This window comes from Candidatus Pelagibacter sp. (assembly GCF_052049935.1).
Taxonomy (GTDB): domain Bacteria; phylum Pseudomonadota; class Alphaproteobacteria; order Pelagibacterales; family Pelagibacteraceae; genus Pelagibacter.
The window spans coordinates 1-15,992 of record NZ_JBNGZA010000015.1; the positions used below are offsets into that span (position 1 = coordinate 1).

Below are 15,992 nucleotides of genomic sequence, written 5' to 3' on the forward strand. Positions count from 1 at the left end.
GTCATATATATCTATTGGAATAGCAATAATTATATTATGGTTAATTTTTCCTTTAACAACATTTTTGATTTTTTTATTAATTGCTTCTTATCATTTTGGTAAAGAGGATACACAATTCCTCATAACTAAAGAAAATTCATTTATACAATTATTATATTTTATCAAAGGAATACTCATTATACTTGCTCCTCTTCACTTCCATTTCAATGAAACAATAAATATTTTTAAATTTCTTTTTATTGAAAATGAAGTTTTTTTTTCTTTACTGGGGATTATTGAGCAATATAGAATTATCGTTATTGGTATCGTTACAAGTAGTTTATCAAGTGTTTATTTTTTTATTAAAAACTATAATTTTAATAGAACTTCAATTATTTTAGATTATTTTTCAATTTTACTTCTTAATTTTTATTTCGAACCTTTAACTGGTTTTACTGTCTACTTTTGTTTCCTTCATTCAATAAGACATATCATTTCATTAGCTAATGAATTAGACTCAACTAACATAAAAAAAGGATTAAATTTATTTTGGAAAAAATGTTTACCTTTGACTATTATAACTATTCTTTTTTTTGGTTTGGTTTTCTATTGGTTAATTAATCAGTATTCGCTAGATAATGTTATTTTTAAACTAATATTTATTGGTTTGGCGTCTTTAACCTTTCCGCATATATTGCTCGAATATTTTTTAGAAAAAAATGAAAGAAAAACAAATTAAAATTTTATTATCTGCGCCAAGAGGATTTTGTGCTGGAGTTGAAAGAGCTATTGAAATTGTAGAAAAATCTTTAAAAAAATTTGGTAGTCCAGTTTACGTGAGACATGAAATAGTTCACAACAAATACGTAGTTGATGACTTAAGAAAAAAAGGAGCTATCTTTGTAGAGGAATTAGACGAAATTGAAGATAAATCTAGACCAGTAATATTTTCTGCACATGGAGTTCCAAAAAGTGTCCCAGCTCAAGCAGATAATTATAATTTAAATTACATTGATGCTACTTGCCCACTTGTTTCAAAAGTACATAGAGAAGCTGAAAACCTTAATAAAGCTGGATTTCACATAATACTTATTGGTCATAAAAATCATCCAGAAGTAATTGGTACTATGGGACAGCTCCCTGTGGGATCAATCGATTTAATACAGGATAAAGAAGAGGCTCAAAATTATGATTTAGAAAATGGAAGAAAGTTAGCTTATGTCACTCAAACAACTCTCTCAGTCGATGATACTAAAGATATTATAGAAATATTAAAAAAAAGATATCCTGATATCAAAGAACCTTCAAAAGATGACATATGTTATGCAACAACTAATAGACAAATGGCAGTTAAAAATATTGCAAAAAAATGTGATATGTTTTTTGTTATAGGAAGTAGAAATTCATCTAACTCTGTAAGACTTGTTGAAGTTGCTAAAAATTCAGGGTGTGAAAAAGCTTATCTTGTTCATTCTGAAAGTGAAGTGCCTTATGATGATATTAATAAATGTTCTACTATTGGAATATCTTCAGGTGCATCTGCGCCAGACATATTAGTTGATGATTTTATTAATCAATTAAAACAAAAATTTTCAGTTATCACAGAAGAGATTGAAATAATTAAAGAAAATGTAATATTCAAAGTTCCAAACAAACTTAACTAAATGGCAGTTTATACAAAAATCAGTGATAAAGATATCATTCTAATTAACAAAAAATTCAAATTAGGAAAAAAAATAAAATTTCAAGGAATTAAAAAAGGTATTGAGAATACAAATTATCTTCTCAGAACTGACAAAGGAAAGTTTATTCTTACAATTTTTGAAAAAAGAGTGAATAATTCAGATCTACCTTTTTTCATGAAGTTAATGGATTTACTAAGCTTAAGAAAAATAATTTGTCCAAAACCTTTAAAGGATAATTATGGGAAATACTTGTTTAAAATTAAAAATAAAAGAGCATGCATTGTCTCTTTTCTATCAGGTAAAGACAAAAATATTCTAACTTATAAAAATTGCTTTGAGGTAGGAAAAAATATAGCAAAAATGCATAAGGCAACTAAGAACTTTAAAATTAAAAGAGCTAATTCAATGGGAATAAATAAATTACACCCTTTGCTCAATAGTATAAATTTTAAAAAATCAAATTTAATTTTAAGTTATAAAGAATTTTTTTTTAATAATTTAAAAGAAATTAAAAAAAATTGGCCTAAAAAATTACCTAGTGGAATAATTCATGCAGATTTATTTGTAGATAATATATTTTTTAAAAATAACAAATTTTCAGGCTTTATTGATTTTTATTTCTCTGCAAACGATTATTACGCATATGAACTTGCAATTTGTATAAACGCATTATGTTTTGATAAAAATAAATCAAAGTTCATTCTTAATAAGCAAAAAGTAAATAACCTTATAAAAGGTTACGAAAAAATAAGAAAAATATCAATTAATGAGAAGAATAAATTAAACATTCTTTGTAAAGGAGCTGCGATAAGATATCTGCTAACTAGAGCCTATGATTACATCAATACTCCTAAAACAGCATTAATTAAAATTAAGGATCCAAAAGAGTACTATCAAAAATTAATGATACACAACCAAATAAATTCATTCAAAGAATATATTCATTAATGATTAAAATATATACAGATGGTTCTTGTTTAAATAATCCAGGCAATGGTGGTTGGGCAGCAATAATAATTAAAAACGATGAGATAACTGAAATTAGTGGTAATGAAAAAAATACCACAAATAATAGAATGGAATTACTTGCTCCAATTTCTGCATTAAATAAAATTAAAGATGAGTTAGATATTGAGATTTACACAGACTCTAAATATGTGAAACAAGGTATTACCGAATGGATTAATAATTGGAAAACTAATGGTTGGAAAACATCAAAAAAAGAAGATGTTAAAAATAAAGATTTATGGACACAGTTAGATATTCTAAATAATTCTCTCAATATTCAATGGAAATGGGTAAAAGCCCATGCTGGTGATGAATTTAATGAAAAAGTCGATTTATTAGCTAAAAAAGCTGCAGAAAAACTAGACTAAATTTAAAAAGTTTTCTGCTGCGGAAATTTCACAAGCTCCAGTATCCTCTTCTTCTTGAAGTTTTGTAACTTTCCCGTTTTCAACAAGCATAGTATATCTATTCGATCGTATTCCTAATCCTCTTGCACTTTTATCAACATCAGCACCGATTGACTTAGTAAAAGTTAAAAAAGGATCACCTGCCATAATAATCTTATCTCCTACATTATGCTCTTTGCCCCAAGCACTCATAACAAAAGGATCATTTACCGACATGCAAATTACATAGTCAATACCTTTGCTTTTAAAAGCATCGATATTTTTTACATATCCAGGGAGATGTTTTGCAGAACAAACTGAAGTGTATGCACCAGGTAAGCCAAAAATGATTACTTTTTTTCCTTTTGTATACTCTTCAATACTTTTTTTTATTGGCTCTCCACCCTCTAAAACAAATATTTTTTCACTCGGTAAATTTTCATTTTCTTTTAATTTCATTAAATTTTCTCCTTAATGTGCTGCTTAATTATATTAATATCATTATCAAGTAAATCAAAATTTTCTTTTTCATTTGAAATATACTTAAGCTCTTCTGGTAAATCTGGTTTAATATTTATTGCATTAAATATAGCGTCTGGAAATTTACAAGGGTGAGCTGTAGATAAAACAATATTTGTTCCTTCAAGTTCTAAATCATCAAAACCTCCATAACCTATCGCTGTATGAGGATCTAGAATCTCTTTATGACTTTCATAAACTTTTTTTATTAATGAAATTACTTTTTTTTCATCTGCACTTGAGGATAAAAAGTCTTTACTTATTTTATCTAGTTTAGATTGGTCTAAATCATATTTCTTTTCACTTTTAATTTTTTGCATAACTAAACTTGTTTCATAATCATCTTCATTATTTAAATCAAAAATCAATCTTTCAAAGTTACTTGCAATCTGAATATCCATACTAGGTGAGTTAGTTTCTTGTACCTTTTCTGAATAATATTGCCCCAAACTTATCGCTCTGTGCAAAATATCATTTTGGTTTGTTGCTACAATCAATTTACCAATTTGTAATCCCATTTTTTTTGCAAGATAGCCTGCATAAACATCACCAAAATTTCCTGTGGGTACAGAAAAGTTGATAGGTCCTTTATCATTTTTTACTAAATAATATGAATAAAAATAATATACAGATTGTGCGATAATTCTTGCCCAATTAATGGAATTAACACCTGACATTCTGATTGATTTTGCATAATCATGATCTGCAAACATTGATTTTACTAAATTTTGACAATCATCAAAATTTCCATTGATTGCAATATTATGTACATTTTTATCCTTAACAGTTGTCATTAATTTTCTTTGAACTGGAGAAACACGATTATGAGGGTGTAGTACGAATATATTAATATTTTTCTTTCCTCTAATCGCTTCTATGGCAGCGGCACCTGTGTCACCAGAAGTAGCAACTACAATATTTATTTTATCGTCTTTTTTTGACAAATAATATTCATAAAAATTTCCAAGAAGCTGCATCGCGACATCTTTAAATGCTAAAGTAGGACCATGGAATAATTCCAAAACCTTTCTATCGCCAACATTAATCAATTTAACGACATTTTTTTCTCTAAAAGTTGAATATGATTTAGAAATCAAATCTTCTAGATCTTTTCCAGAAATAAAATCATCTACAAATGGTGCAATAATTTCATTAGCTAATTCAATGTAATTTAAATTTGAAAATTCATTTAACTCTTTTTCAGTGAATTTTTTAAGATTTTTTGGAATAAATAGCCCCCCATCATCGGCTAATCCTTTTAAGAAAACATCCTTAAACTCAAACTCTTTTGATTTATCTCTAGTGCTTATGTATTTCATCTAATAATTTTTTTTTCTAAAATACAGATATATCAAAAATATTGAAATCGCTAAAGAAAACCAAGTTAATGCATATTTTTTATGATTATTTGAAATATTGGCAGTAATTTTTTTTGGTTTAGGTATTTCGTAATTTCCTCCTAGATAAATTAAATATTCTGAAAATTCCTTACCAGTATATTTAAAAATATCTTCTCTATTTAAAGTGAACCAATAATTATTATTAATATCATTTTCAGGTTTAAAAATATTGGCTCTTGGTTGTAATCTTAATGTTCCCATAAAATTAGATTGTTCAAAAGAATACAATTCATTATTATCCTTCATTTCAAATGGTATCCAACCTCTATTAATTAAGTAATTTTCATTTTCTACTATAATTGGGTTAATTACCTCAAAACCTGGTTTTCCTTCATCGTTCAAATTGTATAAATAAATTTGTTTATCATAGTCAATCTTTCCAGATGCAGTTATTCTAACAAAATTTTTTCTATCAGCTTGATTGATATTTATTGGATCTTTTTTTAGTGATTGTTCTATTTTTGAAATTAAATCTAATTTCCAATTTAATCTAACTAGTTGCCATGAACCAAGACCAATAAAAACAAGGATAAAAAAATAAACAAATATAGAAAATAATAACTTGGACTTCAATTTAGAAACTATTAACTGCCCCAAATATAAATAGCAGCGAATAAAAATAACCAAACAACATCAACAAAATGCCAATACCATGCAGCTGCCTCAAAACCAAAATGATGATCTTTGTTAAAATGACCTAATTTTCCTCTCCACAAACATACTGCTAGAAATATTGTTCCCACAATTACATGGAAGCCATGAAATCCGGTGGCCATATAAAATACCGATCCATAAATGTGATCTGAAAAAGTAAAAGTCGCATGATGATATTCGTAAGCTTGTAATAAAGTAAAACAGAAACCTAGGATTACAGTTAACCACAATCCTTGAATAAACCCTTTTCTATCTCCTTCTAATAAAGCATGGTGAGACCAAGTTACGGTCGTACCAGATAAAAGAAGTACCAACGTATTAATCAATGGAATATCCCACGGATCAAAAGTTTCAATATCTTTAGGTGGCCAAACATTTCCCACAAACTCATTTGGAAATAAACTTATGTCAAAGTATGCCCAGAACCATGCAACAAAAAACATTACTTCTGAAGCAATAAATAAAGTCATCCCATATCTATGATGTATTTGAACTACTGGAGTATGGTGTCCTTGATGCTCAGCTTCTATAACAACATCTCTGAACCACATGTAAGCTCCATAGATTAATAGAGCAAAACCCAAATACATTCCCAACGATACTTCATTATGAAGATAATAAACTGTTCCTAATGCTAATACTAAACACGAAAATGAAACATAAATTGGCCAAGGACTTGGATCAACTAAGTGGTAATCATGTTTTTTTTCTGCTGACATATTCTGTATTTATGACTGTTTATAATAATCTGTCGAGAAAAAAGTATATGACATAGTTACATCTTCAAGCTTGCTTGTGGATGGATCATTTACAAGCTCTGGATCAAGGTAAAAAGTCATCACATATGTTGCTTTTTCTCCAGGTTTTAGTTCCTGCTTTTCAAAACAAAAACATCCTAATTTACTATAATATTTTCCAAAACTTGATGGAGATACATTAAAACTTGCTACACCATAGGTAGTTTCATCTCCGTAATTTTCTACTTCAAATTCAATTTTATTTACTTGCCCTACTTTGACATCCATTACATTTGACTTAGCTTTAAAATCCCATGGTAAGTTATTTACATTTGTATCAAATCTCACGCTGACGACTTTATCTAATACTATTTTTGGAGCCTCTTTAGAAACTTGAGTAGTTCCACCAAAACCTGTTACCCTGCAGAAAAGGTCATACAATGGAACAGCTGCATAAGACAATCCTAGCATCAAAACAAATACTCCAGCTAATAAAATTGGTGTTAAATTCTTTTTGCTTGTCATTATATAGCTCTATTAAAAACTCCAGTATTGTACAGAGTAAAGAAGAACAAAAATATCATAAAAGCAATTATAACTAATGCTGTAATTACATTTTTTCTTTTAGTTTTTTTATCTGGTTCGATCATACAATTTTATCTATTAAAAATAATACAAATACTAAAAATAAATATAAGATTGAGTATCCAAATATAGATTTAGCTTTTTTTGCATCAAACTTGTTTTTCTTAGTTTTGAATAACTCGTAACATAAATAGTTATAATAAAATGTCAAAATTAATGAAGGTATTAAGAAAGTAAGTCCTACAAAATTAATTATAAATGGAAAAATAATTACTGGAATCATTAATAAAGAATAAACAAATATATTTATTTTTGTGCTTTCTATTCCATCTGTTAATGGCAACATTGGAATTTTAGCTTTTTTATAATCATCTGATTTATAAAGGCTTAAAGCCCAAAAATGTGATGGAGTCCAAAAAAATATTATTAAAAAAAATGTTAGTGGTTCTAGAGAAAGCGAGTTTGTTGCTATTGTCCATCCAATTACAGGTGGAAGTGCGCCAGCAGCACCACCAATGACAATATTCTGAGGTGTTTTTCTCTTAAGCCAAATTGTATAAACAAAAACATAAAACAGAATAGTAAACAAAAGTAAACTAGCTGATAATCTGTTAGAAAAAAAATCTAAAGCTATTACTGATATAAAAGATAAAGTTGTTCCAAAAATTAAAGCCTGATTTCTATTTACTTTCCCTGTAGGAATTGGTCTAAGACAAGTTCTTGTCATCAGTGCATCAAGGTCTGACTCGTACCACATGTTCAATGCGCCAGCCGCTCCTGCTCCTATAGAGACAAGTAATATTCCGATGATTGCATCTTTAGTAGATATTCCAATAGGTGCTGTAAGTAAGCCAACTGCACAAGTAAAGATTACAAGAGACATTACTCTTGGTTTCATTAATTTAAATAACTCAGAGAAGTTAAATAAATCTTCTTGTGATAAGTTTCTCTTCTTTGTACCTAAGTTAGACATCAAATTTCATTTTCAAAAATCTAGCTATGAGATTTTGAAGTACTCGCATCATCCTCAAACTTTGGTAACTCTTCAAAAGTATGGAAGTTTGGTGGTGATGGTACAGTCCATTCTAAAGTAGTTGCACCTTCGCCCCATGGATTTTGCGCAGCTTTTTTCTTTTTAACAAAAGCATAAATTAAGTTAACAAAGAAAACTGCCAATCCAGCAACAGCCACATATGAACCAATAGATGAAATATAATTCCAGCCAGCAAATGCATCTGGATAATCAGCATATCTTCTTGGCATACCGGCAAGTCCTAAAAAATGCTGTGGGAAGAATATCAAGTTTACACCTATAAAAGTTAGCCAGAAATGAATTTTTCCTAATGCTTCTGAATAATCATATCCAGACATTTTTCCAAACCAATAATAGAAACCTGCGAATATCGCAAATACAGCTCCTAAAGAAAGTACATAATGGAAGTGAGCAACTACATAGTATGTATCATGCATTGCTGTATCTACACCTGCGTTTGCTAAAACTACACCTGTAACTCCACCAACTGTAAACATGAAGATAAATCCTAATGCCCACATCATTGGAGTTTGGAAAGAAATAGAACCACCCCACATCGTAGCTATCCATGAAAAGATTTTAATTCCTGTTGGTACAGCAATAATCATTGTTGCTGCTAAAAAATATGCTTTTGTATCAGTGCTTAAACCTACTGTGTACATATGGTGAGCCCAAACAACAAATCCTACAACTCCAATTGCTACCATTGCATAGGCCATACCTAAATAACCAAAAACTGGTTTTCTCGAAAATGTTGAAACGATATGACTGATCATTCCAAAACCTGGTAAAATCAAAATGTAAACTTCTGGGTGTCCAAAAAACCAGAATAAATGTTGGAACAATACAGGATCTCCTCCAGTTTGTGCTTCAAAGAAAGCAGTTCCAAAATTTCTATCAGTTAATAGCATTGTAATTGCACCCGCTAACACTGGTAGTGATAATAAAAGTAAGAACGCTGTAACTAATACTGACCATGCAAACAATGGCATTTTATGTAAAGTCATTCCAGGCGTTCTCATATTTAGAATAGTTGTAATAAAATTCACTGCTCCTAAAATCGACGAAGCACCTGCAATGTGTAAACTTAAAATAGCCAAATCCATTGCTGGACCAGGTTGACCAGTTTTAGATGATAATGGTGGATAAATAGTCCAACCACCTCCAACACCTTGCGCACCTGGAGGGCCATCAGCAAAAATAGAAAGTATTAATAAAATAAATGAAACAGGTAATAACCAAAATGAAATATTATTCATTCTTGGGAACGCCATATCAGGAGCACCAATCATAATTGGAACAAACCAGTTTCCAAATCCACCAATCATCGCTGGCATTACCATGAAGAAAATCATGATTAGTCCATGACCAGTAACTAAAACATTATAAAGATGATAATTTCCACCTAAGATACCATCACCTGGATGCATTAATTCCATACGCATCAAAACTGAGAAAGCTGTACCAATAACCCCTGCAATAATAGCAAAGATTAAATACATTGTTCCAATGTCTTTATGATTTGTTGAATAAGCCCATCTCTTCCAACCTGTTGGTGTATGGTGATCGTCGTGTGATGCTGTTTGTGTATACATTATTATTTACTCGCTATTTTTTTATTTATTTCATTTTCAATTGGTTCTTTTGCAAATTTTACTCGAGCATCCATTAACCACTCCTGATACTCTTCTTCACTTACAACTTTTACAGTGATCGGCATGAACGCATGCTTAATTCCACAAAGTTCTGAACATTGGCCATAATAAGTTCCAGTTTTTTCTGCTTTAAACCAAGTCTCATTTATTCTTCCAGGAACTGCATCTCTCTTAACTCCAAAAGATGGAAGTGCCCATGCATGCAATACATCATTTGCAGTAATTAAAACTTTAACTACTTTATTTACTGGAACAACTACTTCATTATCTACTGCTAATAATCTTGGTTGGTTAGCTTTTAAATCTTTATCTTCAACCATATACGAGTCGAAAATTATATTTTCATCTGGATATTCATATCCCCAATACCATTGGTAACCTATTGCTTTGATTGTTAAATCTGCTTTTGGAATAGCATCTTGTTTATATAAAATTTTAAACGATGGAACCGCGATTACGATCAATATTAAACATGGAATTAAAGTCCATAAAACTTCAACAGCAACATTGTGAGTTCTTTTTGAAGGATTTGGATTAGCTGATGCTCTAAACTTTACACATACATACAACATCAAAAATAAAACAAATGCGCTAATTGCTACAATGATTGGAAGTAGTAGGTTGTCGTGAAAACTTATTATATCTCTCATCGACTCTGAAGCTGCTTCTTGGAAACCAAGTTGCCAATCTTTAGGTTGATTAGCCATTGCCTCAAAAGAGATAAAAAATGTTGTTAACGTTAATAGAATTTTTTTCATTTATAAGTAGGTATATAAAGCCTCTTTCTAAAAATTACACATTTGTTTTCGCGACAATTTATCAATTAATGGCGTAATTTATGATCGAAATAGCTGATATTACTGCAGTCTCAGACCTTAAAATATTCTCATTTATTTTAATTGCTTGAACATCTTTAAAAGAAAGAATCTTGCCTCTTTCATTCTCTGAAAAATCTCCCTCTGGCCCAACAACTATACATACAGGTTTGTTAGTTAATTTTTCTAGATCTACTTTTTTACTGTCACTATTTAGATCTGTGAAAATCAAATTCATCTCACTTGATTTTAAAAAATCTTCTAAATTAGTTGCATCTTCTAATGTTGGGATATTAATTCTGTTTGATTGCTCGGTAGCTTCAATAATGACTTTTTCCAGTCTTTCTTTATTAAGTTTTCGAACCACGGTTCTTTCAAAAATAATTGGAACAAATTTTGTTATTCCAAGTTCAGTTGCTTTTTGTATCATGAAATTAAAGTAATTAGATTTAATCGGCGAAAAAGCTAACCATAATTCTTTTTGATTTTCTTTTTGTCTTATTTGATTTGTGATCTCAAATTCAACGATGCTTTTTGTTATGTTTAAAATTTTAGCTTCCCATTCGCCACTACTATTAAATAAAGAAAAAATTTCATTCTCTTTTATCCTCATTACTTTTGAAATGTAATGAGATTGTGATTTATCAAGTTTTGATACTAAATTAAGTGATAAACTTTCCTTGAAAAATAATCTAATATTACTCATTAAAGTTAAGTTTAATTATGAAAAATATTAAAGCAATAATTTTTGATGCTTACGGAACGTTGTTTGATGTGAATTCTGCAGCTGAAAAATGCAAAGATAAAATTGGCGATAAGTGGGAAGCTTTTGCAAATTATTGGAGAACAACTCAATTAGAATATACATGGCTAAGAAGCTTAATGAAAAGACACAAAGATTTTTGGCAAGTTACTGAGGATAGTTTGGATAAGTCTATGAAAGTTTTTAATATAGACAATTCAATGAGAAATGAATTATTAGACCTTTATAAAATTCTATCTCCTTATACTGAGGTACCAGAAGTTTTAAAATCCTTAAAAGAAAAAAAATATAAACTTTCTATACTTTCAAACGGAACTCCTTCTTTACTAAATGGATTAGTAAGAAGTAATAATTTAGAAAATTTATTTGATAATATCTTTTCAATTGAAGAAGTTGGAATTTATAAACCAGATTCAAGAGTTTACGATATGCCAATTAAAAAATATAAAATTCAAAATAATGAAGTTGCTTTTTTAAGTGCAAATACTTGGGATGTATCAGGTGGTGGTAACTATGGATTTAATTCTATCTGGGTAAATAGAAACAATAATATTTTTGATAATCTTGATTTTAAGCCAGAACATCAAATTAAAAGTTTAAAAGAATTAATTAATTTAATTTAAAGATTGAATTAATAACATTTATGATTAAATACGTGCCATGAATAAAGGTCAAAGAGCTGGCGACGGAGCTATAGCCGTTGATGTTGAAGAAGGAAAATCTTATTTTTGGTGTAGTTGTGGTAAAAGTTCAAAGCAACCATTTTGTGATGGTTCACATAAAGGATCTGAATTTACTCCAATAGCTTACAAAGCAGAGGAAAGTAAAAAATTATTTTTTTGCGCTTGTAAACAAACTGATAACCAGCCATTTTGTGATGGTTCACATAATAAAAAATAAATATGAAAACAATTGAAGTAAGTAAAATTATCGATCCAATTCCAGCTTCAGATGGCGCTGGAGTAAAATTAAAAAGAAGCATTGGTGTTGAACCAAACTACTTTGATCCATTTTTGATGTTAGATGAATTTGGTTCAGAAAATAGCGAAGACTATATTGCTGGTTTTCCACCCCACCCTCATAGAGGTATTGAAACTGTAACTTATATGCTTGCTGGAGATTTCGAACATAAAGACAGTACTGGTGGTGAAGGTAGAATGACAGCAGGTGATGTTCAGTGGATGAAAACTGGAAGCGGAATAATTCATTCTGAAATGCCCGCTATGAAAGAAGGTAAACTTCATGGTTTTCAACTATGGATTAACATGCCAGCTAAATTAAAAATGAGCAAACCCGAATACATTTATATTGATGCAGATAAAATGAGTGTTCACAAAGATGACGAAAAACAAGTAAAGGTAATAGCAGGAAAATTTGAAAACGCTGAAGGCCCTGTAAAAGGTCATAACGTTGAGCCTGTTTATTTTGATGTTGAATTAAAAAAAGATAAAGAATTCAAATTTAATATTCCTTCAACTCACAACACTTTTATTTACCTAGTAAATGGAGAAATTGAAATCGGAGAAGGAAATCACGATAACGTTAAAGATAGCACTTTAATTCTACTTACAAAGGGTGAGGAACTTAAAGTAAAAGCAAAATCAGATACTAAATTCCTAGTTATTTCAGGAAAACCAATCAATGAAGAAATAGCAAGAGGTGGCCCTTTTGTAATGAATACTAAAGCAGAGATCTTGCAAGCTGTTCAAGATTATCATAATGGTAATTTTGTAAAATAAATATGAAATCAGTAGTAATATCAAAACCGGGTGGACCAGAAGTTTTAGAAGTTAAAGATCTAAATTTAGACGAACCTAAAAATGATGAAGTAACAATTCAAAATCATGCAATAGGGTTAAATTATATTGATACATATCATCGATCAGGTTTGTATCCAGTGCCTCTACCTTCAGGAATAGGATTAGAAGCTGCTGGAGAAATTACAAAAGTTGGTTCTGATGTAAAAGATTTTAAAGTTGGTGATAAAGTAGCCTATTGTGCAGCACCTCTTGGTGCATATTCAAGTCATAGAAATTATCCAACAAAAAATCTAGTTAAAGTTCCAGATGCTGTTGATTTAGAAACTGCTGCAACTTTAATGACAAAAGGAATTACAACATTTTATTTATTACATAAAACATATCCTGCACAATCAGGAGAAACAGTTTTATTTCATGCAGCAGCAGGTGGTGTAGGTCAAATTTTTGGTCAATGGGCAAAAAGTTTAGGATGTAATGTTATTGGAACTGTTGGTTCAGATGAGAAAATTGAGATAGCAAAAAATAATGGCTATGATCATGTCATTAACTACAACAAAGATAACTTTGCTGAAAAAGTTAAAGAGATCACAAACGGAAAAGGTTTGTCAGTTGTTTATGATGGTGTTGGTAAATCAACGTTTGATGGTTCTATAGAATGTTTGAAATTAAGAGGAATGATGGTTTCATTTGGTAATGCATCTGGTCCTTTAGATCCTGTAAATGTAGCAAAATCAATTCAGCCAAAAGGTTTGTATTTAACGAGACCAAGCATTATGCAGTATACAACTACAAGAGAAGAACTTGATGAGGCAGCTAATAAAGTTTTTGAAATGGTAACTAGCGGAAAAGTAAAAACTAAAATTTCTAAAAAATATTCTTTAAAAGACATATCACAAGCTCATAAAGATTTAGAATCTAGAATTTTAACTGGTCCAGCAGTAATAATTCCTTAATCCACTTCCACATCCATATCAGCCATATGCAATCTCAGTGCATTTGTTGAAATATGAATTTCTCTAATAAAAAAAAGTATTGAGATAATCATAGACAAACAACATGATCCAAAAATTATTCTAGCAAGAAACAATCTATCAAGATAAAGACCAAACACTGTTAGCATATTAAATAGAAATCCAAATGCCGCAAAAAGTATAGTCCACCTTAATAATGTTATTCTACGACTCAAATTGATGAATTGTTTTTTCCACTCATGAGGAATGTGTTTTTCATAAACATGCTCATCATGTAGTTGTCTAATCAGTATACTTAAGGAGTGAAATCTATTGCTATAAACACTCATTAACAAAGGAATTGCCGGAAACATCAGAGCTGTAACTGTATAATCTATATTCATACGAATCAGTTTGATTATGAATCTAGCCTTTGCTATTTACAACTAAAATATCATGAAACAATTAAACCTTTTTTTGGAATTAACACGTTTAAAAAGACCAATAGGTTATATGCTCTTATTTTGGCCGTGTGCTTGGGGATTAACTGTTGCTTATGATTTTGAACAAGATTTTATTAAATATTTTTTTTATTTAGTTTTATTTTTTCTAGGTGCAGTTTTAATGAGATCTGCTGGGTGTATCATTAACGATATAGCTGATAAAGATTTTGATAAAAAAGTTACCAGAACAAAAAATAGACCAATAGCATCAGGAGAAGTGTCAGTTAAAGTTGGTTTTATATATTCAGCTATACTTTGTATCTTGGCATTTTTAGTTTTAATTAATTTTAATATGTTCACAATAATTTTGGCTTTGGGTTCAATGCCTTTGGCTTTTACCTACCCTTTGATGAAAAGATTTACATATTGGCCCCAACTATTTCTTGGAGTGACTTTTAATTATGGATTAATCTTAGGTTGGACATCAATATTTGGTGAAATAAATCTTGTGCCAATTATATTTTATATTGGAGCCATATTTTGGACACTAGGCTACGACACAGTGTATGGATTTCAAGATATAAAAGATGATGAAATTATAGGATTAAAATCAACTTCAATAAAGTTCAAAAAAAATCCTTTAATTTTTTTAACAATTTCATACTTAGTATTTTTTATATCTTTGATTTTAACTGGTTTAAAAATGGACTTAAATAAATTTTATTTTATTTTCTTATTGGACCTTTTTTATCAATTATTTTTTTAATTTTTTTTGGCAAAGTGTCTCTAAAAGATCTTAAACCTTGAATGGAAGAATTTCTCTGCTTAAAGTTTTTATTGTATTGCATATGATAGAGTCGATGATATCAAAAAAAATTCTGAAATGGTATGATTTAAATAAAAGAGATTTGCCGTGGCGAAAAAAGTGTTCCAAATCAAAAAAAGAATATTACACACTTATAAGTGAATTTATGTTGCAACAAACACAAGTTGCAACTGTGATCCCATATTTTAATAGATTTATCAAAATATTACCAACGATTGAAAAATTATCAAAAGTTGATAATTCAAAATTATTTAAATTGTGGGAGGGGCTAGGTTACTATTCAAGAGCTAGGAATCTAAAAAAAACAGCACAAGTTATTGTAAAAAAATATAATAAAAAAATTCCAAACAATTTCGAAGATCTTCTCTCTTTACCAGGTATTGGTAATTATACTGCAAGCGCAATTTTATCTATTGGTTTTAATAAACCTTATATTCCTTTAGATGGAAACATAGAGAGAGTACTTAAAAGATATCTTTTATTAAAAAAAGAAAATCAAATCACCAAAGAGTACTTAAATAGGACAAAATCAATATTTGGAACAACAAGACGTTCAAGTGATTACGCACAAGCACTGATGGAATTAGGAGCAACAATTTGCAAACCTTTTAACCCTGTATGTGATATGTGCCCTATAAACCATAATTGTAAAGCGTTGATAAAAAAAGATTTTACTTTGAAAAAAATCCTAAAAAAAAATAAAAAAAAATTTTTCGTAGTTAATGTTCATAAAAAAAATAATAAATATTTTCTAATAAAAAATAATACATTTAATTTTTTGAGAAATTTAAAGA

General features: G+C 29.5%; 20 protein-coding genes. 10 read left to right on the plus strand and 10 right to left on the minus strand.

The features are described from left to right. From ACTT90_RS06575 to rnhA, 4 genes are all read left to right on the plus strand, one after another. Nucleotides 1–718 (plus strand): Brp/Blh family beta-carotene 15,15'-dioxygenase (locus tag ACTT90_RS06575; RefSeq protein WP_440937978.1); only part of this gene is annotated, 718 nt, incomplete at its 5' end. Then, nucleotides 699–1,643 (plus strand): 4-hydroxy-3-methylbut-2-enyl diphosphate reductase, encoded by a 945-nt coding sequence (ispH, locus tag ACTT90_RS06580; protein WP_440937979.1) that lies wholly within the window; start codon nucleotides 699–701, stop codon nucleotides 1,641–1,643. The genes ACTT90_RS06575 and ispH, both read left to right, overlap by 20 nt. Next, nucleotides 1,644–2,612, plus strand: a complete 969-nt coding sequence (locus ACTT90_RS06585; RefSeq protein WP_440937980.1) for a homoserine kinase — start codon at nucleotides 1,644–1,646, stop codon at nucleotides 2,610–2,612. Next, nucleotides 2,612–3,040 carry a ribonuclease HI gene (rnhA, locus tag ACTT90_RS06590; RefSeq protein ID WP_440937981.1) on the plus strand — a complete coding sequence of 143 codons (429 nt, stop codon included), beginning with the start codon at nucleotides 2,612–2,614 and terminating at the stop codon, nucleotides 3,038–3,040. The genes ACTT90_RS06585 and rnhA overlap by 1 nt, the downstream gene beginning before the upstream one ends. Here rnhA and ACTT90_RS06595 read toward each other — a convergent pair. The 9 genes from ACTT90_RS06595 to ACTT90_RS06635 all read right to left on the minus strand — a co-directional run bounded on the left by ACTT90_RS06595 (nucleotide 3,032) and on the right by ACTT90_RS06635 (nucleotide 11,162). Continuing rightward, entirely contained in the window at nucleotides 3,032–3,517 is a 486-nt protein-coding gene (locus tag ACTT90_RS06595; RefSeq protein ID WP_440937982.1) for a peroxiredoxin, read from the minus strand. The genes rnhA and ACTT90_RS06595 overlap by 9 nt on opposite strands. Continuing rightward, complete coding sequence (gene thrC, locus ACTT90_RS06600; RefSeq protein WP_440937983.1) at nucleotides 3,517–4,896, minus strand: threonine synthase; 1,380 nt, start codon at nucleotides 4,894–4,896, stop codon at nucleotides 3,517–3,519. The genes ACTT90_RS06595 and thrC overlap by 1 nt, the downstream gene beginning before the upstream one ends. Beyond that, nucleotides 4,897–5,550, minus strand: coding sequence for an SURF1 family protein (locus tag ACTT90_RS06605; RefSeq protein WP_440937984.1), 654 nt, complete (start codon nucleotides 5,548–5,550; stop codon nucleotides 4,897–4,899). Between the two features lie 11 nt (nucleotides 5,551–5,561). Beyond that, nucleotides 5,562–6,350, minus strand: coding sequence for a cytochrome c oxidase subunit 3 (locus ACTT90_RS06610; RefSeq protein ID WP_440937985.1), 789 nt, complete (start codon nucleotides 6,348–6,350; stop codon nucleotides 5,562–5,564). A 9-nt stretch (nucleotides 6,351–6,359) separates the two neighbouring features. Beyond that, nucleotides 6,360–6,893, minus strand: coding sequence for a cytochrome c oxidase assembly protein (locus tag ACTT90_RS06615; RefSeq protein ID WP_014952726.1), 534 nt, complete (start codon nucleotides 6,891–6,893; stop codon nucleotides 6,360–6,362). A 121-nt stretch (nucleotides 6,894–7,014) separates the two neighbouring features. After that, nucleotides 7,015–7,926: a heme o synthase gene (gene cyoE / locus ACTT90_RS06620; RefSeq protein ID WP_440937986.1), complete on the minus strand. Its 912-nt coding sequence runs from the start codon at nucleotides 7,924–7,926 to the stop codon at nucleotides 7,015–7,017. Nucleotides 7,927–7,946: 20 nt separating this feature from the next. After that, nucleotides 7,947–9,581 carry a cytochrome c oxidase subunit I gene (gene ctaD, locus ACTT90_RS06625; protein WP_014952723.1) on the minus strand — a complete coding sequence of 545 codons (1,635 nt, stop codon included), beginning with the start codon at nucleotides 9,579–9,581 and terminating at the stop codon, nucleotides 7,947–7,949. 2 nt (nucleotides 9,582–9,583) lie between these two features. Further along, the gene (coxB, locus tag ACTT90_RS06630) at nucleotides 9,584–10,399 is read right to left on the minus strand and encodes a cytochrome c oxidase subunit II (protein ID WP_440930427.1); all 816 of its coding nucleotides are present in this window, start codon (nucleotides 10,397–10,399) and stop codon (nucleotides 9,584–9,586) included. Nucleotides 10,400–10,460: 61 nt separating this feature from the next. Then, nucleotides 10,461–11,162, minus strand: coding sequence for an RsmE family RNA methyltransferase (locus tag ACTT90_RS06635; RefSeq protein ID WP_440937987.1), 702 nt, complete (start codon nucleotides 11,160–11,162; stop codon nucleotides 10,461–10,463). Between the two features lie 17 nt (nucleotides 11,163–11,179). Here ACTT90_RS06635 and ACTT90_RS06640 point away from each other — a divergent pair, with 17 nt between their 5' ends. From ACTT90_RS06640 to ACTT90_RS06655, 4 genes are read left to right on the plus strand one after another with little or no spacing between them, the layout of a single operon-like run. Next, nucleotides 11,180–11,842: a haloacid dehalogenase type II gene (locus tag ACTT90_RS06640; protein WP_440937988.1), complete on the plus strand. Its 663-nt coding sequence runs from the start codon at nucleotides 11,180–11,182 to the stop codon at nucleotides 11,840–11,842. Nucleotides 11,843–11,879: 37 nt separating this feature from the next. Continuing rightward, nucleotides 11,880–12,119, plus strand: coding sequence for a CDGSH iron-sulfur domain-containing protein (locus ACTT90_RS06645; protein WP_440937989.1), 240 nt, complete (start codon nucleotides 11,880–11,882; stop codon nucleotides 12,117–12,119). Nucleotides 12,120–12,121: 2 nt separating this feature from the next. Further along, nucleotides 12,122–12,958, plus strand: coding sequence for a pirin family protein (locus ACTT90_RS06650; protein WP_440937990.1), 837 nt, complete (start codon nucleotides 12,122–12,124; stop codon nucleotides 12,956–12,958). 2 nt (nucleotides 12,959–12,960) lie between these two features. Then, entirely contained in the window at nucleotides 12,961–13,932 is a 972-nt protein-coding gene (locus ACTT90_RS06655; RefSeq protein WP_440937991.1) for a quinone oxidoreductase family protein, read from the plus strand. Here ACTT90_RS06655 and ACTT90_RS06660 read toward each other — a convergent pair. Continuing rightward, nucleotides 13,929–14,333, minus strand: coding sequence for a DUF2721 domain-containing protein (locus ACTT90_RS06660; protein WP_014952715.1), 405 nt, complete (start codon nucleotides 14,331–14,333; stop codon nucleotides 13,929–13,931). The genes ACTT90_RS06655 and ACTT90_RS06660 overlap by 4 nt on opposite strands. Before the next feature lie 52 nt (nucleotides 14,334–14,385). Between ACTT90_RS06660 and ubiA the strand changes: the two genes are divergently transcribed. Next, entirely contained in the window at nucleotides 14,386–15,138 is a 753-nt protein-coding gene (gene ubiA / locus ACTT90_RS06665) for a 4-hydroxybenzoate octaprenyltransferase (protein WP_440937992.1), read from the plus strand. 94 nt (nucleotides 15,139–15,232) lie between these two features. Beyond that, the coding region (locus tag ACTT90_RS06670; protein ID WP_440937993.1) for an A/G-specific adenine glycosylase at nucleotides 15,233–15,992 on the plus strand (760 nt) is incomplete at its 3' end.